Origin of the sequence: Micromonospora purpureochromogenes, assembly GCF_900091515.1 — a bacterium.
GTDB classification, from domain to species: domain Bacteria; phylum Actinomycetota; class Actinomycetes; order Mycobacteriales; family Micromonosporaceae; genus Micromonospora; species Micromonospora purpureochromogenes.
Genome location: NZ_LT607410.1, coordinates 3,704,927 through 3,730,686, shown reverse-complemented (window position 1 = coordinate 3,730,686; position 25,760 = coordinate 3,704,927). Strand labels below are relative to the sequence as shown.

At 73.3% G+C, this 25,760-nt stretch carries 22 protein-coding genes; 13 read left to right on the top strand and 9 right to left on the bottom strand.

What is annotated here, in order from left to right:
* Positions 1 to 62: 62 nt before the first annotated feature.
* Positions 63 to 2,282 carry a molybdopterin oxidoreductase family protein gene (locus GA0074696_RS17155; protein WP_088962038.1) on the bottom strand — a complete coding sequence of 740 codons (2,220 nt, stop codon included), beginning with the start codon at positions 2,280 to 2,282 and terminating at the stop codon, positions 63 to 65.
* Between the two features lie 321 nt (positions 2,283 to 2,603).
* On the opposite strand from GA0074696_RS17155, the gene GA0074696_RS17150 reads away from it, so the two are divergent.
* From GA0074696_RS17150 to GA0074696_RS17135, 4 genes are all read left to right on the top strand, one after another.
* The gene (locus GA0074696_RS17150) at positions 2,604 to 3,611 is read left to right on the top strand and encodes a GGDEF domain-containing protein (RefSeq protein WP_157745996.1); all 1,008 of its coding nucleotides are present in this window, start codon (positions 2,604 to 2,606) and stop codon (positions 3,609 to 3,611) included.
* 161 nt (positions 3,612 to 3,772) lie between these two features.
* Entirely contained in the window at positions 3,773 to 5,317 is a 1,545-nt protein-coding gene (locus tag GA0074696_RS17145) for a ricin-type beta-trefoil lectin domain protein (protein ID WP_088962036.1), read from the top strand.
* 119 nt (positions 5,318 to 5,436) lie between these two features.
* A complete protein-coding gene (locus GA0074696_RS17140) occupies positions 5,437 to 6,702 on the top strand; it encodes a glycoside hydrolase family 16 protein (RefSeq protein ID WP_088962035.1) in 1,266 nt (421 codons plus the stop codon).
* Positions 6,703 to 6,793: 91 nt separating this feature from the next.
* Positions 6,794 to 8,440: a beta-1,3-glucanase family protein gene (locus tag GA0074696_RS17135; RefSeq protein WP_231925043.1), complete on the top strand. Its 1,647-nt coding sequence runs from the start codon at positions 6,794 to 6,796 to the stop codon at positions 8,438 to 8,440.
* Positions 8,441 to 8,544: 104 nt separating this feature from the next.
* On the opposite strand, the gene GA0074696_RS17130 is transcribed toward GA0074696_RS17135, so the two are convergent.
* Both GA0074696_RS17130 and GA0074696_RS17125 read right to left on the bottom strand, forming a co-directional pair.
* Positions 8,545 to 9,027, bottom strand: a complete 483-nt coding sequence (locus GA0074696_RS17130) for an SRPBCC family protein (RefSeq protein WP_088962034.1) — start codon at positions 9,025 to 9,027, stop codon at positions 8,545 to 8,547.
* Positions 9,024 to 9,386, bottom strand: coding sequence for an ArsR/SmtB family transcription factor (locus GA0074696_RS17125; protein WP_088962033.1), 363 nt, complete (start codon positions 9,384 to 9,386; stop codon positions 9,024 to 9,026). Before GA0074696_RS17125 ends, GA0074696_RS17130 begins: the two co-directional genes overlap by 4 nt.
* Before the next feature lie 174 nt (positions 9,387 to 9,560).
* On the opposite strand from GA0074696_RS17125, the gene GA0074696_RS17120 reads away from it, so the two are divergent.
* The 3 genes from GA0074696_RS17120 to GA0074696_RS17110 all read left to right on the top strand — a co-directional run bounded on the left by GA0074696_RS17120 (position 9,561) and on the right by GA0074696_RS17110 (position 12,613).
* Entirely contained in the window at positions 9,561 to 9,758 is a 198-nt protein-coding gene (locus tag GA0074696_RS17120; RefSeq protein ID WP_088962032.1) for a hypothetical protein, read from the top strand.
* 63 nt (positions 9,759 to 9,821) lie between these two features.
* Positions 9,822 to 11,153 (top strand): low temperature requirement protein A, encoded by a 1,332-nt coding sequence (locus GA0074696_RS17115; RefSeq protein ID WP_088964628.1) that lies wholly within the window; start codon positions 9,822 to 9,824, stop codon positions 11,151 to 11,153.
* Positions 11,154 to 11,275: 122 nt separating this feature from the next.
* On the top strand, positions 11,276 to 12,613 hold the full coding sequence (locus GA0074696_RS17110; RefSeq protein ID WP_088962031.1) for a serine hydrolase domain-containing protein: 1,338 nt from the start codon (positions 11,276 to 11,278) through the stop codon (positions 12,611 to 12,613).
* A gap of 49 nt (positions 12,614 to 12,662) precedes the next feature.
* Here the strand turns inward: GA0074696_RS17110 and GA0074696_RS17105 are convergent, their stop codons facing one another.
* The gene (locus GA0074696_RS17105) at positions 12,663 to 13,400 is read right to left on the bottom strand and encodes a YqjF family protein (protein WP_088962030.1); all 738 of its coding nucleotides are present in this window, start codon (positions 13,398 to 13,400) and stop codon (positions 12,663 to 12,665) included.
* 162 nt (positions 13,401 to 13,562) lie between these two features.
* On the opposite strand from GA0074696_RS17105, the gene GA0074696_RS17100 reads away from it, so the two are divergent.
* Positions 13,563 to 14,297 (top strand): FkbM family methyltransferase, encoded by a 735-nt coding sequence (locus GA0074696_RS17100; protein ID WP_088962029.1) that lies wholly within the window; start codon positions 13,563 to 13,565, stop codon positions 14,295 to 14,297.
* Positions 14,298 to 14,495: 198 nt separating this feature from the next.
* Here GA0074696_RS17100 and GA0074696_RS17095 read toward each other — a convergent pair whose 3' ends face one another.
* On the bottom strand, positions 14,496 to 15,599 hold the full coding sequence (locus tag GA0074696_RS17095; protein WP_088962028.1) for an anti-sigma-D factor RsdA: 1,104 nt from the start codon (positions 15,597 to 15,599) through the stop codon (positions 14,496 to 14,498).
* Positions 15,596 to 16,168, bottom strand: a complete 573-nt coding sequence (gene shbA / locus GA0074696_RS17090) for an RNA polymerase sigma factor ShbA (protein ID WP_088962027.1) — start codon at positions 16,166 to 16,168, stop codon at positions 15,596 to 15,598. The genes GA0074696_RS17095 and shbA overlap by 4 nt, the downstream gene beginning before the upstream one ends.
* A gap of 289 nt (positions 16,169 to 16,457) precedes the next feature.
* On the opposite strand from shbA, the gene GA0074696_RS17085 reads away from it, so the two are divergent.
* The 5 genes from GA0074696_RS17085 (at position 16,458) to GA0074696_RS17065 (ending at position 21,232) form a co-directional block, all read left to right on the top strand.
* Positions 16,458 to 17,675, top strand: a complete 1,218-nt coding sequence (locus tag GA0074696_RS17085; RefSeq protein ID WP_088962026.1) for a S8 family serine peptidase — start codon at positions 16,458 to 16,460, stop codon at positions 17,673 to 17,675.
* Between the two features lie 300 nt (positions 17,676 to 17,975).
* Positions 17,976 to 18,902, top strand: coding sequence for a hypothetical protein (locus GA0074696_RS17080; protein ID WP_088962025.1), 927 nt, complete (start codon positions 17,976 to 17,978; stop codon positions 18,900 to 18,902).
* A complete protein-coding gene (locus tag GA0074696_RS17075; protein WP_088962024.1) occupies positions 18,899 to 19,354 on the top strand; it encodes an ABA4-like family protein in 456 nt (151 codons plus the stop codon). The genes GA0074696_RS17080 and GA0074696_RS17075 overlap by 4 nt, the downstream gene beginning before the upstream one ends.
* Positions 19,355 to 19,358: 4 nt before the next feature.
* The gene (locus GA0074696_RS17070; protein ID WP_088962023.1) at positions 19,359 to 20,609 is read left to right on the top strand and encodes a sensor histidine kinase; all 1,251 of its coding nucleotides are present in this window, start codon (positions 19,359 to 19,361) and stop codon (positions 20,607 to 20,609) included.
* Entirely contained in the window at positions 20,606 to 21,232 is a 627-nt protein-coding gene (locus tag GA0074696_RS17065) for a response regulator transcription factor (RefSeq protein ID WP_088962022.1), read from the top strand. Before GA0074696_RS17070 ends, GA0074696_RS17065 begins: the two co-directional genes overlap by 4 nt.
* A 140-nt stretch (positions 21,233 to 21,372) precedes the next feature.
* Here GA0074696_RS17065 and GA0074696_RS17060 read toward each other — a convergent pair whose 3' ends face one another.
* From GA0074696_RS17060 to GA0074696_RS17050, 3 genes are all read right to left on the bottom strand, one after another.
* Positions 21,373 to 23,097 carry a glycerol-3-phosphate dehydrogenase/oxidase gene (locus GA0074696_RS17060; protein ID WP_088962021.1) on the bottom strand — a complete coding sequence of 575 codons (1,725 nt, stop codon included), beginning with the start codon at positions 23,095 to 23,097 and terminating at the stop codon, positions 21,373 to 21,375.
* 81 nt (positions 23,098 to 23,178) lie between these two features.
* Positions 23,179 to 24,696, bottom strand: a complete 1,518-nt coding sequence (gene glpK / locus GA0074696_RS17055; protein ID WP_088962020.1) for a glycerol kinase GlpK — start codon at positions 24,694 to 24,696, stop codon at positions 23,179 to 23,181.
* Positions 24,697 to 24,741: 45 nt separating this feature from the next.
* Entirely contained in the window at positions 24,742 to 25,575 is an 834-nt protein-coding gene (locus GA0074696_RS17050; RefSeq protein ID WP_088962019.1) for an MIP/aquaporin family protein, read from the bottom strand.
* Between the last annotated feature and the right edge of the window lie 185 nt (positions 25,576 to 25,760).

Sequence of the window (25,760 nt, the reverse complement as noted above, 5' to 3'; positions counted from 1 at the left end):
TGCTCCCGCCCTTCCCGGCCGCCCGCCGGCCCGGTGCGCCAGCGTACGCAAGGCGCCGCCGATCAGGCCGGCTGGACGCGCACCGGGATGCCGTTGAGCACGACGTTTCCGGAGAGCGGATCGACAGCCGTCTCGTCGGTGAGCACGTTGGCGTTGACGCCGGCGTGGGCGCGGGCCACCGCCTGCCGGGTGCCGGGCACGTCGTGGCCCCAGCCGTGCGGCAGGCTGACCACGCCCGGCATGGTGTCGGGGGTGACCTCCACGGCCACGACGAGCGAGCCGACCCGCGAGGTGACGCGGGCCTCCTCCCCCGCGGCCAGCCCGAGCTTCGCCGCGTCCTCCGGGTGCACCTGCAGGGTGCAGCGGTCCCGGCCCTTCACCAGCGCCGGCACGTTGTGCATCCAGCTGTTGTTGGACCGCAGGTGCCGGCGCCCGACCAGGACGAAGCCCTCCGGAGGCGCGTCGCGGGCGTCGCGCAGCCGGGCCACGTCGGCGGCGATCGGCGGCGGGCAGAGCTCGACGGTGCCGCTCGGGGTGCGCAGCACCTCCGGCAGCCGCGGTCGCAGCGCCCCGAGGTCGACGCCGTGCGGGTGCGCGAGCAGCCGGGTCAGCGACAGCCCGTCCGGTCGCTGTCCGAACCGGTCGCCGTACGCGCCGAGCCGCAGCCGCGCGTCGAGCAGGCGTTCGGCCGGCCGGTCCCCGGCGACCAGCGCCCGCAGCTCGTCCGCCGGCCGGTCCAGTGCCTCGGCGGCGTCGGCGAGCACCTGGCCGAGCAGCTGTTCGTGCAGCCCCGCCGGGTCGGCGTCGGCGCCCTGCCCGGCCGCGATCAGCGTGAGCCGGGCCAGGATGTCGCACTCGTCGAGGCTGTCGGGCGCCATCGGCAGGACCGGCGGCGAGTAGCTCGCGACGTTGCGCACGGCCAGGGTGAGGAACGCGAAGTCGTAGTGGCCGGCGCGGGCGGAGTCGGGTGGCGGCAGCACCACGTCCGCGTGCCGGGTGGTCTCGTTCAGGTACGGGTCGACGCTGACCATGAAGTCGAGCGAGGCGAGCGCGCGGTCCAGCCGATCGCTGTTGGCGGTGGAGAGCACCGGGTTACCGGCGACGGTGATCAACGCCCGGATCCGGCCCTCCCCCGGCGTCTCGATCTCGTCGGCGAGGGTGGCGACCGGCAGTTCGCCCTTGACCTCGGGCAGGCCCCGCACCCGGCTGGCCCAGCGCCCGGTGCGGAACCCCTTGCCGGGGCCGGCGGCCCGGGTTCGCTGGTGGGCGGCGAGCGGGAACATCGCCCCGCCGGGCCGGTCGAGGTTGCCGGTCAGCACGTTGACCACGTCGACCAGCCAGCTGGTCAGCGTGCCGAACGCGACCGTGCAGGTGCCGACGCGTCCGTAGACGGCGGCGGTGGGGGCGGCCGCCAGTTCCCGGGCGAGGCGCCGGATGCGCGGCGCGGGCACCGCACACCGGTCGGCCACCCGCTCGGGCGCGAACGCGGCGGCCAGTTCCCGGACGTCGGCCAGGCCGGTGACGTGGTCCGCCAGCCGGCCGAGCCGGACCAGGTTCTCGTCGAAGAGCGTGTGCACCAGGGCGAAGAGCAGCAGCGCGTCGGTGCCGGGCCGGATGGGCAGGTGCTCGTCGGCGGCGGCCGCGGTGCGGGTGCGCCGGGGGTCGACGACCAGGAACCGGCCGCCGCGTGCCTGCAACGCCCGCAGCCGGCCCGGGAAGTCGGGCGCGGTGCAGAGGCTGCCGTTGGACTCCCAGGGGTTGGCGCCGAGCAGCACCAGCAGGTCGGTGCGGTCGAGATCGGGTACCGGGATGACGTTGGGGTCGCCGTACAGGTAGCCGGAGGAGACGTGCTTGGGCATCTGGTCGACGGTGCTGGCGGTGAAGACGTTGCGGGTGCCGAGCGCCCGCAGCAGGGGGCCGGCGTAGAGCCCGCCGGCCATCGTGTGCACGGTGGGGTTGCCGAGGTAGGCGGCGATCGCGTCGCGGCCGCCGGCCCGGGCGGCGGTCAGGCCGGCCTCGACGGCGGCGAACGCCTCGTCCCAGCCCACCTCGCGCAGCGTGCCGTCGACCCGCAGCAGCGGTCGGCGCAGGCGGTCCGGGTCGGCGAGGAGCTGCGGGAACGCGGCTCCCTTGGGGCAGACGAAGCCGTGGCTGAAGACGTGCTCGCGGTCGCCCCGGGCGTGCGTCACCCGGTCGTCGGCGATGGTCAGGGTCAGCCCGCAGGTCGCCTCGCAGAGCGGACAGGTGCGGTACGCGGTGCGCGTCGCGGTCGTTCCCGGCATCGCGGGCCCCCTCCGATGGAATACCGACTGGTCGGTATGGTGGCACGTGACCGGACGGCTGTCATCCCCCGTGACCGGCCAGCGCGGGGCGCAGCGGGACGGGCACGCACAGTGCCGCGGCCGGCCGAATTCGGGCACTCGGACGCTGGCCTGGGCAGATGCGCCGATTCGGGTATTGACTGTGATTGAACCCACATCATTGAATGTCGAAGTGGCAGGGCCTGTCCGCGCAGCGGCCTCGACACGTACCACCGGCATGGCCACCCCGGCCGTTCGTGCTGCTGCCTCGCCAGGAGCCGTCGTCAGGGTGCGGTGGGCGGAGTGAACGAGCGCCGGCGAAGGATGCTGCTCACCGCGGCGTTGCACGTCGTATCGCACGGCATCGCCGTCCTCTACTGCCTGATGACGATCGGCGAACCGAACCGGCCCCTGATGCTCACCGCCTACAGCTGCGGGATGGCGTCCGGCGCCGTCGGCATCTGGGCGGCGCGGACGGTGACCACGAAGGCCGCGGGCTACCGGGTCTCGTTCACCATCCTGCTGGTCACCATCGCCATGGCGGCGCTCGGCGCGTACTGGGACGGCGGGGCCGCCTCACCGGCCGCCCTGGGGTTCGTGACCACCACGGTGTTCGTGGCCAGCTACACACCGCACCTGCGGCTGATGATGGCGCTGGAGGCGCTCCTGCTCGCGTCGTACCTCGCCGTCGCCGCCCTCGGGCAACCGGCACGGCCCGGCCACGTCTTCCTCTACATGGCGGGCATGCTGGTCCTGATCTCGGTCTGCTCCACCCAGACCCGGAAGCTGGCGCGGCAGCGGTCCCAGCTGCGCGCCCTGGCGGCGCTGGACCCGTTGACCGGCGCCCTGAACCGGCGCGGCCTGGCGGAGTTCACCCAGCACCTGTTCCGCCGGTGCGGTCGCGCCGGTCCGGCCATGCTCTGCCTGGATCTCGACGACTTCAAGAGCGTCAACGACCGCCTCGGGCACGCCGCCGGCGACGACCTGCTGAAGCGGACGGTGGCGGCGACGCGGGAGGTGCTGCGCCCCGAGGACGCCGTCGCCCGGGTCGGCGGTGACGAGTTCGTGGTCGTCCTCAGCGACGCCGACGAGGCGACGGTACGGACGGTGGCGGCCCGGATCGAGGCGGCGGTACGCCGGCACACCGGCGTCAGCATCGGCTCGGCCACGGCCCCGCACGACGGCGACACGTTGGAGACCCTGCTGCACGTGGCCGACCGGCGCCTCTACCGGGTGAAGCAGCAGCGCCGCGGCGGCGACCGGCCGCTCGACGGCCACGGACTGCTGTCCACCGACACCGTCGGCGCGTGACGCCGCCGGCGGGCCAACGCCGGGCCGGCTGACCGGGCGGGCTCGGGCGGGTCCGGGCACACAATAGGCAACCTTCTTGACAGATTTGTTAACCATCGACAAACTTCAGTGTGAGAGCGCTCTCTCGCCCGCCGCCCTCGCCGTACCCCGGGAGGACCCGCATGTCTCCACACCCGCGCGTGCTCGGCTCGTTCGCCGCCGCCCTCCTGCTCGTCGGCGCGGCGCCGGCCCCGGGCGCCGCCGGCCCGCCGGCCACCACCGCCCCCACCCACCGCGCCGCCCCGGCGGACCTCCCACCCGGACTGGTCGAGGCGATGCGCCGCGACCTGGGTCTCACCGCCGCACAGCTGGGCGACCGCCTGCGCACCGAGGCCGCCGCACCGGCGGTCGAGCGGCGCCTACGCGCGAAGCTCGGCCCCGCCTTCGCCGGCGCGTGGCTGTCCACCGACGGCACACGCCTCACCGTGGCCGTCACCGATCCCGCGCTGGCCCCGGTGGTCCGCGCCGAGGGCGCCGACGTCACCGTCGCCGGCCGCAGCGAGAGCAGGCTCGACGCGGTCAAACGGGCGCTGGACCGGCGACGCGCCCGGGCCGACTCCCGGGACATCCACGGCTGGCACGTCGACGTGGTCAGCAACAGCGTCGTCGTGACGGCCCGACCCGGCGCCATCGCCGCGGCCACCGCCTACGTCCGGGCCAGCGGCGTTCCCGCCGATGCCGTCCGGGTGGTCACCTCCCCGGCCGCCCCGCGCCCGCTCTACGACATCCGCGGCGGCGACCAGTACGTGATCAACGGCAACACCCTGTGCTCGGTCGGCTTCGCGGTCGTCGGCGGGTTCGTCACGGCCGGCCACTGTGGACGTGCCGGCAGCCCGACCCTCGGCTTCAACAACGTCTCGCAGGGCACGTTCGCCGGCTCGTCGTTCCCCGGCGACGACTACGCCTGGGTGCGCACCAACAGTTCCTGGACACCGCAGCCGTGGGTGAACAGCTACTCCGGCGGCAACGTGACCGTGGCCGGATCGCAGGACGCGGCCATCGGCAGCTCGGTCTGCCGCTCCGGGCGCACCACCGGCTGGCGCTGCGGCACCATCCTCGGTCGCAACGAGACCGTCGTCTACCCGCAGGGCGCCGTGTCGGGGCTGAGCCGCAGCAACGCCTGCGCCGAGGGCGGCGACTCGGGCGGCGCGTGGATCTCGGGCAACCAGGCCCAGGGGGTGACCTCCGGCGGCTCCGGCAACTGCTCCTCCGGCGGCACGACCTGGTTCCAGCCGGTGAACGAGATCCTCGGGGTCTACGGGCTGTCGCTCGTCACCACCGGCGGCGGGGAGCGGATCGTCAGCAACTGGAACAACCGGTGCATCGACGTGCCGAACTCCAACTTCTCCGACGGCGTACCCCTGCAGACCTGGACCTGCAACGGCACCAGCGCCCAGGCCTGGGCCTTCACCGGCGGGACGCTGCGGACCCAGAACAACAAGTGCATGGACGTGGCCTGGGGCTCCACCGCCAACGGCGCCACCATCCAGATCGCCAACTGCAGCGGCAACCCCGCCCAGCAGTTCGTCCTCTCCGCCGCCGGCGACCTGGTCAACCCCCAGGCCAACAAGTGCGTCGACATCACCGACTGGAACAACTCCGACGGCGCCCGCCTCCAACTGTGGGACTGCGCGGGCACCGCCAACCAGAAGTGGCGTCGCGGCTGACCCCACCGCTCTCCCCGGCGCGGCGGACACCCCGACACCCCACCGATCCCGCCGCCGCGCCGGTCGCTTCTCCCCCGGCGAACCCACCACCGGTTCGCGCCCGTCCCGCAGGAGGTCCCATGTTCCCCATCCGCAACCGCCGCCGGCCACCCGCGCTCGCCCTCGCCGGCGCCGCGCTCGTCGCCGCCACGGTGGCCCTCGCCGTACCGGTCGACTCCCGCCCCGCCGAGGCGGCGATCGGCGGCATCACCTGGCAGGACGAATTCAACGCGGCGGCCGGCACCCCGGTCGACCAGAGCCGGTGGCGCTTCGACATCGGCGGCAACGGCTGGGGCAACAACGAACGGCAGTACTACACCAACAGCACGAGCAACGCGGTGCACGACGGTCAGGGCAACCTGGTCATCACCGCACGCCGGGAGAACCCGGCCAACTACCAGTGCCACTACGGCCGGTGCGAGTACACCTCGGCCCGGCTGCTCACCGCCGCCACCTTCACCCAGGCGTACGGCCGCTTCGAGGCCCGCATCAAGATCCCTCGGGGGCAGGGCATCTGGCCGGCGTTCTGGATGCTCGGCAACGACATGGGCAGCGTCGGCTGGCCGAACGCCGGCGAGATCGACGTCATGGAGAACATCGGCCGGGAGCCGAACACCGTCTACGGCACCATCCACGGCCCGGGCTACTCCGGCGCGGGCGGGATCACCGGCAGCCGGACCATCGCCGCACCGCTCGCCGACGCCTTCCACACCTACCGGGTGGACTGGGAGCCGAACTCCATCGTCTGGTACCTCGACGGCGTCGAGTACCACCGCGTCGACCCCGCCCGGCTCGGCGGCAACCGCTGGGTGTTCGACCACCCGTTCTTCATGATCCTGAACGTGGCGGTCGGCGGCAACTGGCCGGGCTACCCGGACGCGTCGACCCAGTTCCCGCAGCAGATGCTGGTGGACTACGTCCGGGCCTCCGGCTACACCTCCGGCGGCGGCGAGCCGGCGCCGGGGACCACCCGGATCCGGGGCGCGGCGAGCGGCCGGTGCATCGACATCCCCGGCGCGAACCCGGTCGACGGGGCGAAGTTGCAGATCTGGGACTGCAACACCACCGCCGCGCAGGCGTGGACCTTCGCCGCCGACGGCACCCTGCGCGCCATGGGCAAGTGCATGGACCCGGCCTGGGCCGGCACGGCCAACGGCACCGAGGTCAACCTGGTGAGCTGCAACGGCAACCCGGCCCAACGCTTCAACCTCACCGCCGCGGGTGACCTGGTCAACCTCAGCGCCAACCGCTGCGTCGACGTACGCGACCGGGTCACCGCCAACGGCGGCCGGCTCCAACTGTGGGACTGCACCGGCGCTGCCAACCAGAAGTGGTCCCGCGCCTAGACCCGTCCCGCCTCCATCCCCGCCCTTCGTCGGCCGGCCGCGACCCGGGTCGACGAGATGGTGCCCGTCCCCACCATCGAAGGAGTTTCCCGTGACCAACAGAGGCTCGTGCCGGGCACGGCTCGCCGCCGCCATCGGCGCGCTGGCGGCGCTCGTGCTCGCCGTACCCGTCACCCTCACCGCCACCCAGACCCGGGCGCTCGCCGTCGGCCCCGACCTGCTCCCCGTCGCCGTCGCCAACAACACCGGCCGCAGCGAGGCGGTCTACCTCTACATCCTGGGCACCGACATCCGCCCCGGCGGCGGCCTCGGCTACGTCAACGCCGCCGGTGCGTTCACCCGCTGGCCGGCCGGCGGCATCCCGCCGACGCCGGCGCCGGACGTGTCGATCGCCGGCCCGCCCAACGGCGGCAGCGTCACCGTCCGGTTCCCGCGCTTCATCTCCGGGCGCATGTACTTCTCGTTCGGCCGCAAGCTCGACTTCCGCCTCACCCCGGACGGGGTGGTCCAGCCCGCGCCGTGGGCCGCCGGCGACCCGAACCGGGACGTCCTGTTCGACTGGTCCGAGTTCACCTACAACGACGCCGGCCTGTGGTTGAACAGCTCGCAGGTGGACCAGTTCGCCGTGCCGCACGCCGTCTCCGTCACCAGCGGCAGCGGCGTCACCACGAAGACCGGCGAGCTGCTGAACGACGGCCGGAACAACGTCATCAACGCCGTCAAGGCGCAGCCGGCCTTCGCCCGGTCGGTCGTCACCCGCGCGGACGGCACCGTGCTGCGCGTCCTCGCGCCGGGCAAGGCCATGGACGCCGGCCTGATGGACGCCGCCTACCTCGACTCGTACCTCAACTCGGCGTGGAACGCCTACACCAGCCGTACCCTCACCGTCGTGCCGCGCACCAACGAGCCGAACCGCCGGTTCTTCGGCCGCACCGTCGGCAGCACCATGGTCTTCACCGACTCGTCCGGCGCCCAGGTGGCGACGGTCGCCAGGCCGACCACCGGCAACGTGTGGGGCTGCGACGGCGTCTTCAACGCCCCGAACACCCCGCCGTTCATCGAGCCGGAGATCAAACGCACCCTCTGCACCGCACTGAACCGCGGCACCCTCGGCCAGTTCGACACCGAGCCCCGGCTCGACGCCGCCAGCTTCTACAAGAACAGCGCCCCGAACCACTACTCCCGGATCATCCACGCCAACATGGCCGACGGTAAGGCGTACGGCTTCGCCTACGACGACGTCGGCGGCTTCGAATCGCTGGTGCACAGCGGCGATCCCCGTTCGGCCGCCATCACCCTGACGCCGTTCGGCGCCGGCGGCCCGACCGGACCGCCGCCGACCACCCCGCCGGCCACCGGCGACCTGGTGGTCAGCAACTGGCACCAGAAGTGCGTCGACGTGCCCAACTGGAACTTCGCCGACGGCCAGCGGCTCATCGTCTGGGACTGCCACGGCGGCACGAACCAGCGCTGGGAGTTCGTCAACGGCACCCTGCGCACGCAGAACAACAAGTGCATGGACGTCGCCTGGGGTTCCACCGCCAACGGCGCCGCCATCCAGATCGCGACCTGCTCCGGCAACCCCGCACAGCAGTTCGTGCTCACCGCGGCGGGTGACCTGGTCAACCCGCAGGCGAACAAGTGCGTGGACATCGCCGGCTGGAACCCCAACAACGACGCGCTGCTCCAGCTCTGGGAGTGCACCGGCGGCGCGAACCAGAAGTGGCACCGCGGCTGACGGCGGCCTCCCGCGATCCGGCGGCGGCCGACCCCTGGCCGCCGCCTCCGCGCGACCGCCCGACGTCGACCGCCCCGGCCGGTCCGCTCCGATGTGGGCCCCGGTCAGAGGGACTTCGCGACGTCCACCAGCTGGTCGAGCGCCGCGCCCCAGCCCTCGGCGAAGCCCATGTCCTCGTGCTGCTTGCGGGCCGAGGCGTCGGCGTGGATCGCCGTGGCGGTGTACCTCGTACCGGCGCCGTCCGGCGCGATGCGGACCACCGCGGTGAACGGGAAGCCGTCCTCGGCGACCTGCGGGCGGAACCCCGGGCCCAGGGCGGAGGTGAACACCAGCGTCGAGCCCTCCTCGACCACCAGGATGCAGCCGTCGCTGGGGAACTCCTCACCCTCCGGCGAGCGCATGACGGTGTGGAACCGGCCGCCGGGCTGCAGGTCGATCTCACAGGACGAGGTCGACCAGGGCTTCGGGGCGAACCACCGCACGATCAGCTCGGGCGTGGTCCAGGCCTTCCAGACCAGTTCCGGGGCGACGTCGACGGTGCGCTCCAGGACGAGGTCGAGCTCCGGGTTCGTGGTGTAGGCGGTCATGTCTGCTGCTCCTTCAGGTCGTAGAGAAGCGAATCGAGTTGATCGAGGCGGCGGGTCCAGAGCGCACGCTGCGCGGCGAGCCAGTTGTCGGCCCCCTCCAGCGACCGGGGCGCCAGGCGGTAGGTCCGCACCCGTCCCTTCTTCTCCGAGGTCACCAGGCCCGAGCGCTCGAGAACACTCAGGTGCTGGGTGAACGACGGCAGTGCCATCTCGAACGGACGCGCGAGGTCGCTGGTCGTGGCGGGGCCCCGGCCCAGGAGTTCGACGACGCGCCGGCGGGTGGGGTCCGACAACGCGTGGAACACGTCGTCCAGCGACGCGTCGACCGCGTCGCCACCATCGCCGGAATGCTTAGCCATCCACCTAAGTATGCGGGTTGACGAGGGCCAGGTCCAGACCTGGGTGGAAGTCGGACGCTGATCGCCGCACCGGCATCGACCGGTCCCACGGGCATCGGTCACCTAGCTGCCGCCGGGCGGGCAGAGCGGTCGTACCACCTGCTCCCGGCCTGGACACCACGTAGCGTCGATCGGGTGGAGGTGCTGCTGCGCGGCGGGCCGGGTGACGGTCAGGTCGTCCCCGGCGGCGGGGAGACCGTCCGGTGGCAGGCCTGCCTGTACGAGATCACCTCCGAGCGGGCCCACCGGAGCGGGCGTGACCTGCGGGTGTACCGCCACCGGGTCGACTGCTGCGAACCGTACGGCCGGGGCGCCGAGGACAGGTGCGAGTAGCGATCGAGTGAAGTGGCCGGCTGCCAATTCGGCCCCCGGCCGGTCCTCGGCTGGCACAGTGGGTTGGTGGGAAACCGGTGGCGCGGGCGACTGGGGCCGGCCGTCGGGATCGCGCCGGGCGCCCGGGTGGACCGGTTCGAGGTCTTCTTCGACCTGGTCTTCGTCTTCTCCTTCTTCATCATCACCCGGGCCACCGCCGCCAACATCACCGGTCGGCAACTGCTGCACGCCATGCTCGTGCTGGCCGTGCTGTGGTGGTGCTGGGTGGTGCACAGCGTGGTGGCCACCCGGGTCCGGTTGGGCGAAGGCTTCGTCCCGGTGCTGATGGTCGCCGGGATGGCGGCGGTGTTCTGCTTCGCGTTGTCGCTGCCGCAGGCGTTCGGCGACCCGAAACAGACGGCCGCCGGGCCGATGGTGGTGGCGATCAGTTACGTGGTGATCCGCGGGCTGCACCTGCTGCTGTACTGGCACGTCGCCAAGGAGCGGCCGGGCGAGCGGCGACTGCTGTTGAAGTACTCCCCGGAGCTGGTGGCCAGCACCCTGCTGCTGCTGGGCGCCGCGCTGATCCCGCCGCAGATCGAGGACGCGGGCCGGGCCGGGCTGGTCCGGGATGGGCTGTGGGTCAGCGTCGTCCTGTTGCAGTACAGCGCCGGACTGGTCGCCGGCGCGTGGGGCTGGATGGTCACCTCCGCCGAACACTGGACCGAGCGCTACGACCTCATCCTGATCATCGCGCTGGGCGAGTCGATCATCTCCGTCGGCGTCGGCGGCAACCTGCTCGGCCAGCCGGTCACCTGGCCGGCGATCACCGCGGCCGTGCTGGGCATCGTCTTCACCGCCGCCCTGTGGTGGGCGCACTACGACGTGGTCGCACCGGCCGCCCGGATCGCGCAGCACGTCGCGCAGGGGCACGCCCGGGTGTCGATGGCCCGCGACGCGTACGCCTACCTGCACCTGGTGATGATCGCCGGGGTGATCCTGTTCGCCCTGGGTGCCGAGGAGATCGTGCGGCAGATCGCCGACCCGTCGGTCAGCCTCGCCGAGCCGGCGCACGGCCCCGGCGTACCGCTGCTGTTCGGCGGGGTGATCTGCTACCTGTGCGCGGACATGCTGTTCCAGCTGCGCACCCTGCGCACCCTGTCCTGGAGCCGGGTCGGCACCGTGCTCGTGCTCGCCGCCGCCATCCCGGTCGCGACCCACCTGCCGGGACTGGCCGCCTTCGCCCTGCTGACCGCGATCTGCATGGCGTTGGTGGCCGTCGAGGTGGTGGTGATGGCCGACTCCCGGCGAGCCCTGCGGCAGGCGGCCCTCGACGAGCGGACGACCTACGAGAAGCACGAGGCCGCCTGGCGCGCCCGCTGGCACGAACAGGCCGCCGACGAGCCACCGGCCTAGCGGGTGCGTCGCGGTCGGCGACCCCGCCGGCGGCGTGCGCGACGAGGCGCCAGGTGGCGGCGACCACGCCGGTGTTGCCGACGACGGTGTCTGCACACCCGCTGGCCTGGCATGATCCAGCCATGCCGGTCAACCGTCGCACGCTGCTCGGACTCGGGCTCTCCGCCGCCACGGCGGCGCTGGCCGGCTGCCGGGCGGCACCGCCCGCGGGCCGCGCCGGCTCGTGGCAGACGCCGAGTGCGCCGGCCCCGGGCCAGGGCGCCGCCGCGGTCACCGGGTCGGTCGTCCGCACCTCCCCGGTCAGCCGGCGGCTGACCACCGTGCTCACCGGCTACCTGAAGCCGACCAGCCAGAACCCCGCCCACCCGATGTACGCCGGGGCGGTCGCGCTCGCGCTCAACGGCGGGCAGCCGTACGCCGAGGCGGCCGTCGGCGAGGCCCTGCGCTTCGGTGCCGGGCCGGTCCTCCTGCCCGCCGGCGAGCGGGTCCGGATGCGCACCGACTCCATCTTCGACCTCGCCTCGATCACCAAGGTCTACACGTCCCTCCTCGCCCTGCGGCAGGTTGACAAGGGCCGACTCGACCTCGACGCGCCGGTGGTGAGCTACCTGCCGGAGTTCACCGGCGCCGGCAAGTCGGCCGTCACGGTGGCGATGCTGCTCGCACACACCAGCGGGCTCCCCGTGGGTGCCACGGTGACCGGCTACGCCACGCTGACCGAGAAGTGGCAGGCCGTCCTGGCCACCCAGCTGGTCAGCGGGGCGATCCCGGGCCGGGTGTTCCGCTATTCGAGCGTGGGGCTGATGGTCGTGGGCAGGCTGGTGGAGAAGGTGACCGGCCAACGGCTCGACCAGGCGCTGAAGACCGAGCTGACCGACCCGCTCGGCCTGCGCTGGACCGGCTTCAACCCGAACACCTGGCTCAGCGCCACCGACCGGGCCACCCGGCTGGTCGCCACCGACGCCCGCTGCTCGCGGGGACTGCTCCGGGGCGTGGTGCACGACGACGTGGCCAACCACCTGGGCGGCATCGCCGGGCACGCCGGCATCTTCAGCACCGCCCAGGAGGTCGCCGTCATCGGCCAGTTGCTGCTCGACGGCGGCACCTACGGCGGACAGCGGATCCTGGCCGAGGGCACCGTCCGCCGGATGCTGACCAACGCCAACGCCGGGCTGCCCGCCGTCGACCCGGACCGCCCGAACCGGACCGCCGACCACGGGCTCGGCGTGGTGCTGCACCAGCCGTGGTTCATGGGTCGGCTCAGCGCCCCCACCACCTTCGGGCACACCGGCTTCACCGGCACGTCGCTGCTGGTGAGCCCCGCCCGCCGGACCGTCTTCGTGCTCCTCACCAACCGGGCCCACCCGAACTGGAGCTGGGCCGACCCCGATCCGGTGCGGGTCGCGACCGCCAACGTCCTGGCCCGCCTGCCCGTCCTGTCGGCCACCGGCACCAGATGACGACGGCGCGCCGGTCCCGTCCCGCCTCGCCGAGCGACGAGCGCCGCGGTCACGCGGGCAGGGTGACCGGCGGGCCGAACCGGACCGGCACACCGGGCGAATAGAGCACGCTGGCTGGCGGTCCCGCCGGCGGCGGCAACCCGGCGGCGGCGACCAGTTCGTCGTCCAGGCTCAGCAGCTCGGCCCGGTGCAGCGGCCAGCGGGGATGCCAGTTCGGCAGGTGCAGCGTGCGCCCGTACGCGCGGGTGTGCAGGCCCCAGCGGGCGGTGACGAAGTGCTCCAGCGGGGTCGGCTCGGCGATCGGCTCCCCCACCCGTACCTCCATCCGGCTCGACGCTCCGACCGGGCCGGGCCAGCGCCGCCGGCACCGGTAGGTGTACCGGTCACCGTCGCGGTCCAGCCGCATCGCCGACCACAGGTACGGCAGTCGCAGGGTCGCCCGGGCGACCAGCACCGGCACCAGCCGGGACGCGTCGAGCGAACGGAACACCACGGCCCGCCGGCCGGTGTGGTCGACCGAGTAGAGCCGGACGTTGGTCTCCCAGAAACTGCCGAAGTACGGCACCCCCGGCCCGGTGCCGAGGCCCAGCCCCACCATCCGGAAACCGATCAGGCCGACGTAGCTGAGCCCGTCGAGCGTGTCCGGACGGGTGCCGGCGGGCAGCAGGGGCGCGACCAGCTCCGGCGCGACCGCCCAGTGCAGGAAGGTGAGATGCTCCCAGCGCTGCCCCAGGATCGCCCGCCGGAACCGCTGCTCGGGGGCGCAGTCGACCGGCTCGATGTCCACCCACCCATCCTGCCCCGTCGGCGGCCGGCGGTGGGCTCCCCCGCCCGGCCGGGGATCACCTGACTCTTGTCGATTGCCGGCGTTTCCCGGCCCGGTCCGGGCTACGGTCTTCCGGTGAGGGCTCGTACCCGCGCGGTGGAGGCACTCAAGGCTGATCCGGCCATGTCGTCGCTGCGCCGGTCGCTGGAGTCCTACTACGGCGATCCGGCGCGCGAGGCGGCGATGGACGCGTTCTACGCCCGCTTCGTCCGGCCCGGCGACGTGGTCTTCGACATCGGGGCCCACGTGGGCGACCGGACCGGCAGTTTCCGCCGCCTCGGGGCGCGCGTAGTGGCCGTGGAGCCGCAACGCCTGTGCGTGCGCGCCATCCGGCACCTCTATGCCGGCGAGAACGACATCGTCGTCGTCGAGGCGGCCTGCGGGGCGCACGAGGGCAGCGTCCGCCTGCACGTCAACTCCCGCAATCCCACGGTGACCACGGCGTCCGCGCACTTCCTCCAGGCGGCGCACGGTGCCGGCGGCTGGGAGGACGAGGTGTGGGACGCCACGGTCGAGGTGGCCACCACGACGCTGGACTCCCTGATCAGCCGCCACGGCACGCCGACCTTCGTCAAGATCGATGTGGAGGGCTTCGAGGAGGCGGTGCTGGCGGGGCTGAGCCGCCCGCTGCCCGCGCTCTCCTTCGAGTTCACCACGATCGAGCGGGCCGTGGCCCGGCGCTGCGTCGCCCGCCTCACCGCGCTCGGCTTCGAGGCGTTCAACATCGCGTTCGGCGACGACATGGCCCTGGCGTTCGGGGAGTGGATGTCGGCGACGGAGCTGGCGGAGCGTCTCCGGTCGCTGCCCCACGAGGTCAACTCCGGGGACGTCTACTGCGTGGCACCGACCACGAGGTAGCGCCCGCGCGCCGCCTCCTCCCAGGGAGGAGACCGGGCTCCGACCGCCGGCCGCATCCGGGACCCGACGTCGGGCGCGGTCGGGAGGCGGGCTCACGAGCATCTACCGGCATGACCACCAGGTGCGCCGGGCCACCCGGTACGAGCTCCGATCCGACCGATCGGGGGCAGTGTCGTCCCGGCCCCCGTGCCGGCCGCGTCAGGCCCCTGACGGTTGGCCGGCGCTCCCCGGCACGCTCGGGGAGGCCGGGGCGCGATCCGGCCCGGCCGGCAACGGCAGGGTCGCGGACGGCGGGGCGGACGGAGCGCCGACCGGCTGCCGGGGGCGCGTGACGGGCCCGCCGTCCGGGTGGGGCTTCCCGCCGCGCGGCACGGCGGTGGGGGCCGGCGGCACCTGCCGTGGCGGGCCCCCCGTCGGGGTGTGCGGCCGGCCGTCCGGGGCCCCTCCGGCCGGCTTCTTCGGCCGGCCCGCTGGTGCCGGTGCGGTCGGTGTCGGCCGGGCCGGGGTGTGCGACGCCGCCGGATCGTCCGGTGGAGGCACCGGGACGGAGGACGTGGCGGGGTCCGTGTCGGGCGGCACCGGCACGGTGGCGGTTCCGTCCGGGTCGGACGGCACCGGCACGGTGGCGGTGCCGATGTCCGCGTCGGGCGGCGCCGGGGCCGTCGCGGCGGGGGACGGCAGCAGGCGGCGGAGCTCGTCGATGTCGCCCCGCAGCCGGACGACGGTCTCGTCGTCACCGAGGCTGCCCAGCAGGACCGCGGCCCGCTCCAGGTGGTGGCGGGCGTCGGCGTACCGGCGGTCGGCGAGGTCCTGCCGGGCCTCGTCCAGGATCCGGCCGATTTCCCGTTCGGTGACCAGCGACTCGGCCCGGTCGGCGTAGACCAGCTCGGTGACCGGCCAGAACAGGCCGCCCGGTTCGGCCCGGGCCGCGCCCAGCCACAGGCCCCCGACGACGGTGAGCAGGCTGAGCGCCGCACCGGCGAACGCCGTCCGCCGACGTCCCCCGGGCCGCGCCGGAGCAGCGAGCCCGGCGGTTGCCGCGGGCCGGAGCCGGCGGGCCGGGGGTGCCGCGGTCGGCGGAGCCGCCGGCGAGCCCGTCCCCTGCCCGGACTGCTTCCGCTCCAGCCTGGATTCCACCTGCTCCGACCGAGCCACCAGCTCGGTGCGCCAGTCGGCGAGCAGGGCGGTCACCGGGTCGTCGGCGGGGTGGTCGGGGGGTGGCGGCTCGCCGCGGTTGAGCGCGTCGAACAGTCGGTCGTCCCGCAGGACCGGGTCGGTCGGCGGGGGTTCGTCGGCGGTCACGGGATCATCCGGGCGAGGGTGTCGCCGGCGAGGACGCGCAGCCGGGTCAGCGCGCGATGCTGCGCCAGCCGTACCGCGCCTCCGGTCATACCGAGCACCGTACCGACCTCCTCGGCGGTCATCCCGACCCCCAGCCGCAGCACCAGGATCTCCCGGTGCGTCGCCGGCAGTTGCGCCAGCAGAGCACTGAGCCTGGCGCCCAGGTCAGCCGTGACAGCACGTAGTTCCGGGCCGGGGCGGGGGTCCGGCGCGTCCGGGACGGCCGCGACGCTGTCCGTACGGTCGCGGCTCGCGGCCCGACACGCGTCCGCGACCTTGCGGGCGGCGATGCCGTAGACGAAGGCGAGGAAGGGACGACCCTGATCGGTGAAGCGCGGCAGGGCGCGCAACACGGCGAGGCAGACCTCCTGGGCGACGTCCTCGGCGGTGGCGCCACCGGCGCCGACGTGCCCCAGCCGGGCCAGGCTGTAGCGCACGACGATCGGCCTGATTCCTCTGAGGACCTCCGCGACGGCGGCCGGGTCACCGGCGGCGGCGCGACGTACGGCATCGGGTGACGGTGTGTCCATCGCGGTCGCGGGCCCTTCTCCGTGCAGCTGGATCGACGGTAGCGGTCCGCCGTCCCGCCGCCAACACGACGGTGATGAAACACCGCACCGGCATCGAGCGATAACCCGGCAGGAGTACGAGCGCTCCGCCCACCTGGCCGCCGAAGGCCAGGTCCGACGTTGTGCCCCATTTTATACTGATTTATATATTTCTAATAACGGATGCCTCGGCCCTCTGGTTCGGGCGCGGCCGGCTGCGGCAACCTCGGCATGGGCCAACCGCCCCTACCGCACGTGGAGAGGAACCCCCATGCGCAAGACACTGGGCGTCGCGATGCTGACCGGCATCGTCGTCGCCGCCTCGGCGACCGGCGCCACCGCCGCCCCCCGCGCCGAGGCGGACAGCGGCTACATCGTCGTCCTCCGCGCCGACGCCAACTCGTCGTCGGTCGCCGCCGAGCAGGCCAGGGCCAACGGCGCCACCGTCGGCCACGTCTACGAGCACGCCCTGCGCGGCTACTCCGCCCGGATGAGCGCGACCGCCGCCGCCCGCATCGCCCGTGATTCGCAGGTGCTCTTCGTCCAGCCCGACGGGGTGGTGACGGCCACCGCCCAGACCACGCCGACCGGCATCAACCGGGCCGACGCCGAGCTGAGCCCGACCGCGAAGATCAACGGCGCGGACGAGCGGGTCGACGTCGACGTGGCGGTCATCGACACCGGCATCGACCTCACCCACCCCGACCTGAACGTCTACACCGCCGGCGCCAAGAACTGCTCCACCGGCACCAGCGCGAACGACGGCAACGGCCACGGCTCGCACGTCGCCGGCACGATCGGCGCGCTCGACAACAGCATCGGCGCGGTCGGCATCGCCCCCGGCGCCCGCGTCTGGCCGGTACGGGTGCTCAACAACGCCGGCAGCGGCACGTTCTCGGCCATCATCTGCGGCATCGACTACGTGACCGCGCACGCCGGCGAGATCGAGGTCGCCAACATGAGCCTCGGCGGCTCCGGCACCGACAGCGCCTGCGGCAGCAACAAGGACGCCATGCACGAGGCGATCTGCAAGTCCGTCGCCTCCGGCGTGACGTACGTCGTCGCGGCCGGCAACGAGACCGACAACGCCGCCAACCACGTGCCCGCCGCATACGACGAGGTCATCACCGTCAGCGCCCTCGCCGACTTCAACGGGCTCCCCGGTGGCGGCGCGGCGGCCACCTGTCGCAGCGACGTCGACGACACCATCGCCGACTTCTCCAACTTCGGCGCGGACGTCGACCTGATGGCCCCGGGTGTCTGCATCTACTCCACCTGGAAGGGCGGCAGCTACAACACCATCTCCGGCACCTCGATGGCCAGCCCGCACGTCGCCGGTGGCGCGGCCCTCTACAAGGCGACCCACCCCACCGCCACCCCGAGCGCCGTGAAGTCCGCCCTCCAGTCGGCCGGTACCACCAACTACAGCTGGCCGGCGGGCGACCCGGACGGCATCCAGGAGAAGCTGCTCAACGTCGCCACCTTCTGACCGACACCCGAGCGCCCCGGCCCGGATCCGGGCCGGGGCGCTCGCGGTGCGCCGCCGCCATCCGCTGCCGGTGCTCGCCCTGACCACCGTCGGGCGGTCACCTCAGGACAGGCCGCCCGCGCCGGCCCAGGTCGACCCCCCGGTCGGTTCGGTCGCACCCCGGGTACGCGGGCCGGCAGCCGTTCCCGGGTTCCATGATCCGTCTCCTCCCCTGGGAGGAGACCCGGCTCCGACCGCCGGCCGCAACCGGGGCCCGAGGTCGGGCGCGATCCGAGGACCGGGTCACGAGCATCTACAGGTATGACTACCGCATTGCGCCGGGCGGCACACTGGCACCGCCCCATGATGGTCTTCGTCGCCGGAATGGCGGTGCTCGCCGTCGTCGCCGCGATCGGCATCGTCGCCGATCCCCGCATCCTCACCGGCGTCCCGATCTGGCTCAAGCCGTTCAAGTTCGCCGTGTCGTTCGTGCTGTACGGCACCACCCTCGCCTGGATGCTCTCCCTGCTGCCGCGACGCAGCCGCACCGCGGAGCGGGCGGGCACGGTCGTCGTCGCGATGTCGCTGGCCGAGATGGCGGTGATCGTGGCGCAGGTGCTGCGCGGCACGACCAGCCACTACAACGAGACGACACCGCTGAACGCCGCGCTGTGGCAGGTGATGGGCGCGTCGATCATGGTGCTCTTCGTCGCGCACCTCGTCATCGGCATCGTGGTCCTGCGGCAGCCGATGGCGGACCGGGTCGCCAGGTACGCGGTCGGGTGGGGGCTCGGCCTGTCCCTGCTCGGCATGCTGGCGGCGATCCCGATGGTGGTGCCCGGCCAGGAGGTGGCCGAGGGGATCGGCGGGGCGCACAGCGTGGGCGTGCCGGACGGTGGCCGCGGGCTCCCGCTGGTCGGCTGGAGCACCACCGGCGGGGACCTGCGGATCGGGCACTTCGTGGGGCTGCACGCCCTGCAGGCGCTGCCGATCATGGCGATCCTGCTGAGCCGGTTCCTCGGGACGTGGCTGGACGAGCGCAGCCAGGTGCGGCTGGTGATCGTCGCGGGCGCCGCCTACGGCGTACTCACGATGCTGTTGACCTGGCAGGCACTGCGCGGGCAGCCGTTGCTGCGGCCGGACGCCCTCACGCTGGCCGCCGCCGCGGCCCTGGTGACCGCGACCGCGACCGCCGCCGCGCTGGTCCTCGTCCGCCGACCCCGCCCGGAACTGGCGCTGGCCGCATGACCGCGACACTGTTCACCCTGACCTTCGCGCTGGCCGCGCCGTTCTGGGCGCTGATGCTGCTGCTGCCGCGCTGGTCCGGGACCGCCCGGATCATCTCCTCCCCGCTGATCGTGCTGCCGGTCCTGGTGAGCTACGCGCTGCTGGTGCTCCCGGCGCTCGCCGACGTGCTGCCCGCCGTCACGGCGCCGACCCTGCAGGGGGTGCGCGACCTGCTCGGCCGCACCGACGGCGCGGCGGCGGCCTGGGCGCACATGGTCGGGTTCGACCTGTTCGTCGGCCGGTGGGCCTGGCTGGACGGTCGGGAACGGGGGGTGCCGGCGCTGGTGATGGCTCCGGTGCTGGTGCTGACGATCCTGCTCGGGCCGCTCGGGCTGGCCGCCTACCTCGCCGTCCGGGCGAGGTGGGCCCGGCCGGCGGTCGTTCCGGCCCGCGAGCCGCAGCGCCTAGGCTGATCCGGTGGGGTGGGTGGGACGGCTCTTCGACGCGCGCGACACGCTCGCGCGGATGCTGCTGCTCGACCTCAGCGGCGTCGGCTACCTGGTCTTCGGCACCCACGCCGGACGCTCACCGACGACCACCCAGTGGATCCTCGCGCTGGTCGCGTTCGCCGTCGCGCTGGTGTGCCACCGCCGGACGCTGGTCAACCTGGTGGCGCAGGCCGCGCTGCTGGCGGTCGCCATCCAGCTCGTCGACGACACCACGATCAACCAGGTCGGTGCCAGCTGGGCCCTGCTGGAGCTGGCCATGTGGGCGGACCGGCCGCGGATCATCTGGCTGGCCGCCGGGCTGCTGGCCGCGGTCGACCTGACCGACTCGATCGGCGAGGAGTTCCGGCGGTTCCTCTCCGGCGTCTTCGGGCTGACCGTGGAGGTCGGCGTACCGCTGCTGCTCGGCCTGGTCATCCGCACCACCCAGGAGCTCGGCCGGCAGGCCGAGGAGCGGGCGGCGGCCGAGCAGCGCCGGCGCGAGTCGGAGAGCCGTGCCACCCGCGCGGACGAACGCAGCGCCATCGCCCGCGAACTGCACGACGTGGTCGCGCATCACGTGGCGTCGATGGTGCTGCGGGTGGGCGTGGCCCGGCACGTGCTGACGGAGCTGGATCCGCGGGTGGGCGAGGTCTTCGACGACGTGCACGGCACGGGGACCGCCGCCCTGGCGGACCTGCGCCGGCTGGTCGCGGTCCTGCGCGACCCCGACGGGGTACGCGGGGACGCGGCACTGACCGCGATCGAGCCGGCGGCGCTTCCGGCGGCGCTCGGTGCGGCGGTCGACCGGGCCCGGCAGGCCGGTGTCACCGTGGAGGCCGACATCGACCCGGCGGTCGGTTCGCTCGACGCCGTCCGGGGCCTGGCGGTGTTGCGGCTGACCCAGGAGGCACTGACCAACGTGGCCAAACACGTCGGCACGTCCGCGCGGGCGCGCCTGGCGGTGTCCGTGGTCGACGCGGCCGTGCACTGGGAGGTCTGCGACGACGGGCGCGGCCGGGTGCCGGCGGCGGTACCGCCCGGCGGTGGCCACGGCATCACCGGCATGCGCGAGCGCGTCGAGGTCCTCGGCGGCCGGCTGGACGTCGGCCCGACCGGCGCGGGTTGGCGGGTACGCACCGTGCTCCCGGCCGCCGCGTCGACCGCTTCCCCTCTCCCGCCCGCCGGCGCGCCGGTCCCCCGCGCCGGCTCGGCCGCACCCCACGAGACGGAGCTCGCATGATCCGCGTCCTGCTGGTCGACGACCAGCACCTCATCCGCGCGGGCCTGCGCATGCTCTGCGACGCCCAGCCCGACATCGAGGTCGTCGGCGAGGCCGACAACGGTCGCGACGCGATCTCCCTCGCCGCGCGGCTGGTCCCCGACGTCGTCGTGATGGACCTGCGCATGCCCGGCGTCGACGGGATCACCGCGACCAGCCGGATCCTGGCCGACCGCCCCGCCACCCGCGTGCTGGTGCTGACCACCTTCGGCGACGACGACCACCTCTATCCGGCCCTGACCGCCGGCGCCTGCGGGTTCCTGCTCAAGGACGCACCCCCCGCCGACCTGCTCGACGGCGTCCGCCGCGCCGCCGTGGGCGACAGCCCGTTCAGCCAGGAGGTGCTGCAGCGCCTGGTCCAGCGCGCGGTGCACGCCCGCCCCGAGCCGCCGCAGCCGGCCCAGGGGCTGACCGCGCGCGAGCAGGACGTGCTGAACCTGGTCGCCGAGGGGCTGTCCAACACGGAGATCGCCGCTCGGCTGCACATCGGGGTCACCACGGTGAAGACCCACATCACCAGCCTGATGACCAAGACCAACAGCCCCAACCGGGTACGCCTGGCCCTGTTCGCCCGGGGCGGCTGAACGACGCCCGCGCAGGCCGGAAGCGCGCGCGGGACGACGATCGGCAAGACTGCGGCCCACCCGGGCCTGGCTGCCTGGTGACCTCTTCGGGGCCGCCGAAGAGGTCACCACGCAAGACCCGCTGACCCGCCGGAGGCCGCTCAGGCTGCCATGGCCGCCGCCGGCACCACGTCGGGCGTGCCCAGCCGGACGGCGTCGGCCCCCGCGTCGTCGGGCTGCTCGTGCGCGGCCCGCTCGGCCCGGACGCGCGCGACGTAGTGCGCCACCTCCCGGTCGACCCGCTCGTCGTCCCAGCCAAGGACCGGCGCCATCAGTGTCGCCGCAGGCCGAGCGGCCTGCAGGCCCCGGTCGAAGGTCTCGATCGAGATGTGGGTGCGCCGGGTGAGCACATCCTCCAGGTGCAGCGCCCCCTCGGCGGACGCCGCGTAGACGACCTCCACCCGCAGGTAGTCCTCCGCGCCGTCGAGCGGCTCACCGAGCGTGGGATCCTCCCGCAGCAGCGCCAGAACCTCGTCGACGGCGGCGCCGTAGCGCCGGAGCAGGTGCTCCACGCGCTCGGTGTGCATGCCGAACTGCTGCGCCAGCCGGCGCCGCTGGTTCCACCGGGCGACGTAACCCTCGGCGCCGAGCAGCGGCACCCGGTCGGTGCAGGAGGCGGGTACCGCCGCGTCGAAGCCGCGCACCGCCTCGTCGACCGCGTCGCGCGCCATCACCCGGTACGTCGTGTACTTGCCGCCGGCCACCACCACGAGCCCGGGCGCCGGGCTGACCACGGTGTGCTCCCGCGACAGCTTGGCGGTCGCCTCGGACTCCCCGGACAACAGCGGGCGCAGGCCGGCGTACACGCCCTCGACGTCGTCGCGGGTCAGCGGGGTGGCCAGCACCGCGTTGACGTGCTCCAACAGGTAGTCGATGTCCCGGCTGGTCGCCGCCGGATGCGCCTTGTCCAGGTCCCAGTCAGTGTCGGTGGTGCCGATCAGCCAGTGCCGGCCCCACGGGATCACGAACAGGACGCTGGACTCGGTACGCAGGATCAGGCCGGTGCTGGACCGGATCCGGTCCCGCGGGACCACCAGGTGGATGCCCTTGGAGGCGCGCACCTGGAACCGGCCCCGCTCGCCGACGAGGGCCTGGGTGTCGTCGGTCCACACCCCGGTGGCGTTGATGACCTGCCGGGCACGCACCTCGAACACCCGGTCGGTCTCCACATCGTGCACCCGCGCGCCGGTGACCCGGGCGCCCTCGCGCAGCAGACCCACGACGCGAGCCCGCGACAGCGGGTGCGCTCCGTGCGCGGCGGCGGTGCGGACGAGGCAGGTCACCAGCCGGGCGTCGTCGACCTGCGCGTCGTGGTATTGCAGGGCGCCGACCAGCGCCTCCGGCCGCAGCGACGGGCAGGCGCGCAGCGCCCCGCGGCGGCTCAGGTGCCGGTGGGCCGGCACGCCGCGCGCATGGCTGCCGGAGAGGCTCATCGCGTCGTAGAGCAGCACGCCGGCGCCGGCGTACAGGCGTTCCCAGCCCCGGTGGCGCAGCGGGTAGAGGAACGGCACCGCGCGGACCAGGTGCGGGGCGAGCCGCTGCAGGAGCAGACCCCGCTCGCGCAGGGCCTCGCGGACCAGCCCGAAGTCCAGCATCTCCAGGTACCGCAGGCCACCGTGGATGAGCTTGCTGGACCGGCTCGACGTGCCGCTGGCCCAGTCCCGGGCCTCGATGAGCCCGACCGAGAGGCCGCGGGTGACGGCGTCGAGAGCGCAGCCGGCGCCGGTGACGCCGCCGCCGATCACCAGGACGTCCAGTTCCTGGCCGCTGTCGAGGGCGGCCAGGGACCGCTCACGGGCGGCCGGTGACAGTGTCGCGGAGTGCATCCGTCTTCTCTCTCCTGGAGGGGTGGGGGCGGCCGGCGACGGGCGCCGGCCGCCCGGATCCTTGCGGGGGTGGGGCGGGCGTCAGTCGACGTCGACCCAGTCGAGGGTGCGCTGGACCGCCTTCTTCCACCGGCCGTAGCCGTTCTCGCGCTGCTCCGGCGACCAGGTCGGCTGCCAACGCCGGCTCTCGTTCCAGTTCTCGCGCAGCTCGTCGGTGTTCTTCCAGAACCCGACGGCCAGGCCGGCGGCGTACGCCGCACCGAGCGCGGTGGTCTCGGCGACCACCGGGCGGCTGACCGGCACGCCGAGGATGTCCGCCTGCATCTGCATGCACAGGTCGTTGACGGTGACGCCGCCGTCGACCTTGAGGCACTCCAGGTGCACCCCGGAGTCCTGCTCCATGGCCTCGGCCACGTCGCGGCTCTGGTAGCAGATGGACTCGAGGGTGGCCCGGGCGATGTGGGCGTCGGTGTTGAACCGGGAGAGGCCGACGATCGCGCCGCGGGCGTCGGAGCGCCAGTACGGGGCGAACAGGCCGGAGAACGCGGGCACGAAGTACACCCCGCCGTTGTCCTCCACCTGGCGGGCCAGGATCTCGCTCTGTCCGGCGTTACTGATGATCTTGAGCTGGTCGCGCAGCCACTGCACGGCCGAGCCGGTGACCGCGATCGAGCCTTCCAGCGCATACACCGGGGACTCGTCACCGAACTGGTAGCAGACCGTGGTGAGGAGTCCGGCCTTCGACCGCACGATCTCCGTGCCGGTGTTGAGCAGCATGAAGTTGCCCGTGCCGTAGGTGTTCTTCGCCTCGCCGGGGGCGAAGCAGACCTGCCCGACCGTGGCGGCCTGCTGGTCGCCCAGGTCACCGGTGAGCGGGACCGCGCCGGCGAACGGGCCGTTGATCGTGCAGCTGCCGTACGAGCGCGGGTCGGACGACGGCCGGATCTCCGGCAGCATGGCCCGGGGGATGTCGAAGAACGACAGCAGCTCGTCGTCCCAGTCCAGCGTCTCCAGGTTCATCAGCATCGTGCGGCTGGCGTTGGTGGGGTCGGTGACGTGCACCCCGCCCTCCGTGCCGCCGGTGAGGTTCCACAGCAACCAGGTGTCGGTGTTGCCGAAGATGGCCTCGCCGCGCTCGGCGGCCTCCCGGACCCCGTCGACGTTCTCGAGGATCCACTGGATCTTGCCGCCCGAGAAGTACGTCGCCGGCGGAAGGCCGGCCTTGCGCCGGATGACGTCGCCCTTGCCCTCGCGTTCCAGGGCCGAGGCGATCCGGTCGGTACGGGTGTCCTGCCACACGATGGCGTTGTAGTAGGGCCGGCCGGTCCGGCGGTTCCACACGACCGTGGTCTCGCGCTGGTTGGTGATGCCGAGCGCGGCCAGGTCGGAGGCGGTCAGGCCGCGCTCGTTCATCGCGGTCTGGATGACCGTCTGGGTCCGCTCCCAGATCTCGAGCGGGTTGTGCTCCACCCAGCCGGCCCGCGGCAGGATCTGCTGGTGCTCGAGCTGGTGGCGGCCGACCTCGTTGCCGCCGTGATCGAAGATCATGAATCGGGTGCTGGTGGTGCCCTGGTCTACCGCGCCGACGAAGTCAGCCATTCGGGGGTCTCCTTCTGTTTCCTTGCGGGGATGCGGGTGGCGAGGTCAGACGCGGGCGAGCTCGCCCTCGGCCGGGGCGTTCTCGGTGGCCAGGGCGCCCGGCTCCAGCTCGTCCTCGCTGGGCAGGAAGCGGCCGATGATCAGCTCGTAGAGGCCGGCGCCGATGACGCCGCCGACGAGCGGCCCGACGATGGGCACCCAGAAGTACGGATATCCGCTGGTGTCCTGGAAGGCCGTTTCGTAACCGGTCAGGAACGAGGCGAGGCGGGGGCCGAAGTCGCGGGCGGGGTTGATGGCGTAGCCGGCGTTGACGGCGAAGGCCATGCCGATCGCCACCACGATCAGGCCGACGATCAGCGGGGCGAGGTTGCCGGCGGGCAGCGAGTTTCGCGCGTCGGTGACCGCCAGGACGAGGAACAGCAGGATGGCCGTGCCGATGATCTGGTCGCGCAGCGCGCCCCACTCGGTCACACCGGCGCCCGGCAGGGTGGAGAAGACGCCCTGGCTCTTGCTGGTCAGGCCCGGGTCGAACCGGGACAGCACCTCGCTGTAGTTCCAGCGGATGATCAGGGCCGCGACGAACGCGCCGGCGGTCTGGGCCAGCGCGTACGGCATCACCTTGCGCCAGGAGAAGCCCTTGAAGACGGCCAGGGCGAGGGTGACCGCGGGGTTGAGGTGCGCGCCGCTGATCCGGCCCGCCACGTACACGCCGAGCGTGACGCCGAGGCCCCAGGCCCAGGCGATGCTGTCGAACTCTCCGGTCCCCGCCGCGGCCACCTGGGCGACCACGCCCACGCCGAACAGGATGAGGATCGCGGTGCCGGCGAACTCGGCGGCCAACTCGCCGACGAGGCCGGGGACTTTCAACCGTTGCGCCATGGGTGCCTCCAGAGGTGGTGGGGGGTGACGGCCCTCTTCGTTGGGGGAAGCGGAGGGCCGGTCGGTAACGCTGCGGCGTCGGGCGTCACCGTGCCGTGAACCGTAGGAAACACTCGAGGCCGGGTCAACGAACCCCGGTCGACAATGTCGAACACTGTTGCGGCGGCCGGAATGCCGTTAGCATT

Coding starts and splice junctions, on each gene's coding strand:
- GA0074696_RS17110 (WP_088962031.1), top strand. CDS start 11,276: ATGCCGGTCAACCGTCGCACGCTGCTCGGACTCGGGCTCTCCGCCGCC.
- GA0074696_RS17140 (WP_088962035.1), top strand. CDS start 5,437: ATGTTCCCCATCCGCAACCGCCGCCGGCCACCCGCGCTCGCCCTCGCC.
- GA0074696_RS17065 (WP_088962022.1), top strand. CDS start 20,606: ATGATCCGCGTCCTGCTGGTCGACGACCAGCACCTCATCCGCGCGGGC.
- GA0074696_RS17130 (WP_088962034.1), bottom strand. CDS start 9,027: ATGACCGCCTACACCACGAACCCGGAGCTCGACCTCGTCCTGGAGCGC.
- shbA (WP_088962027.1), bottom strand. CDS start 16,168: ATGGACACACCGTCACCCGATGCCGTACGTCGCGCCGCCGCCGGTGAC.
- glpK (WP_088962020.1), bottom strand. CDS start 24,696: ATGGCTGACTTCGTCGGCGCGGTAGACCAGGGCACCACCAGCACCCGA.
- GA0074696_RS17050 (WP_088962019.1), bottom strand. CDS start 25,575: ATGGCGCAACGGTTGAAAGTCCCCGGCCTCGTCGGCGAGTTGGCCGCC.
- GA0074696_RS17060 (WP_088962021.1), bottom strand. CDS start 23,097: ATGCACTCCGCGACACTGTCACCGGCCGCCCGTGAGCGGTCCCTGGCC.
- GA0074696_RS17155 (WP_088962038.1), bottom strand. CDS start 2,282: ATGCCGGGAACGACCGCGACGCGCACCGCGTACCGCACCTGTCCGCTC.
- GA0074696_RS17075 (WP_088962024.1), top strand. CDS start 18,899: ATGACCGCGACACTGTTCACCCTGACCTTCGCGCTGGCCGCGCCGTTC.
- GA0074696_RS17125 (WP_088962033.1), bottom strand. CDS start 9,386: ATGGCTAAGCATTCCGGCGATGGTGGCGACGCGGTCGACGCGTCGCTG.
- GA0074696_RS17080 (WP_088962025.1), top strand. CDS start 17,976: ATGACTACCGCATTGCGCCGGGCGGCACACTGGCACCGCCCCATGATG.
- GA0074696_RS17145 (WP_088962036.1), top strand. CDS start 3,773: ATGTCTCCACACCCGCGCGTGCTCGGCTCGTTCGCCGCCGCCCTCCTG.
- GA0074696_RS17100 (WP_088962029.1), top strand. CDS start 13,563: ATGTCGTCGCTGCGCCGGTCGCTGGAGTCCTACTACGGCGATCCGGCG.
- GA0074696_RS17085 (WP_088962026.1), top strand. CDS start 16,458: ATGCGCAAGACACTGGGCGTCGCGATGCTGACCGGCATCGTCGTCGCC.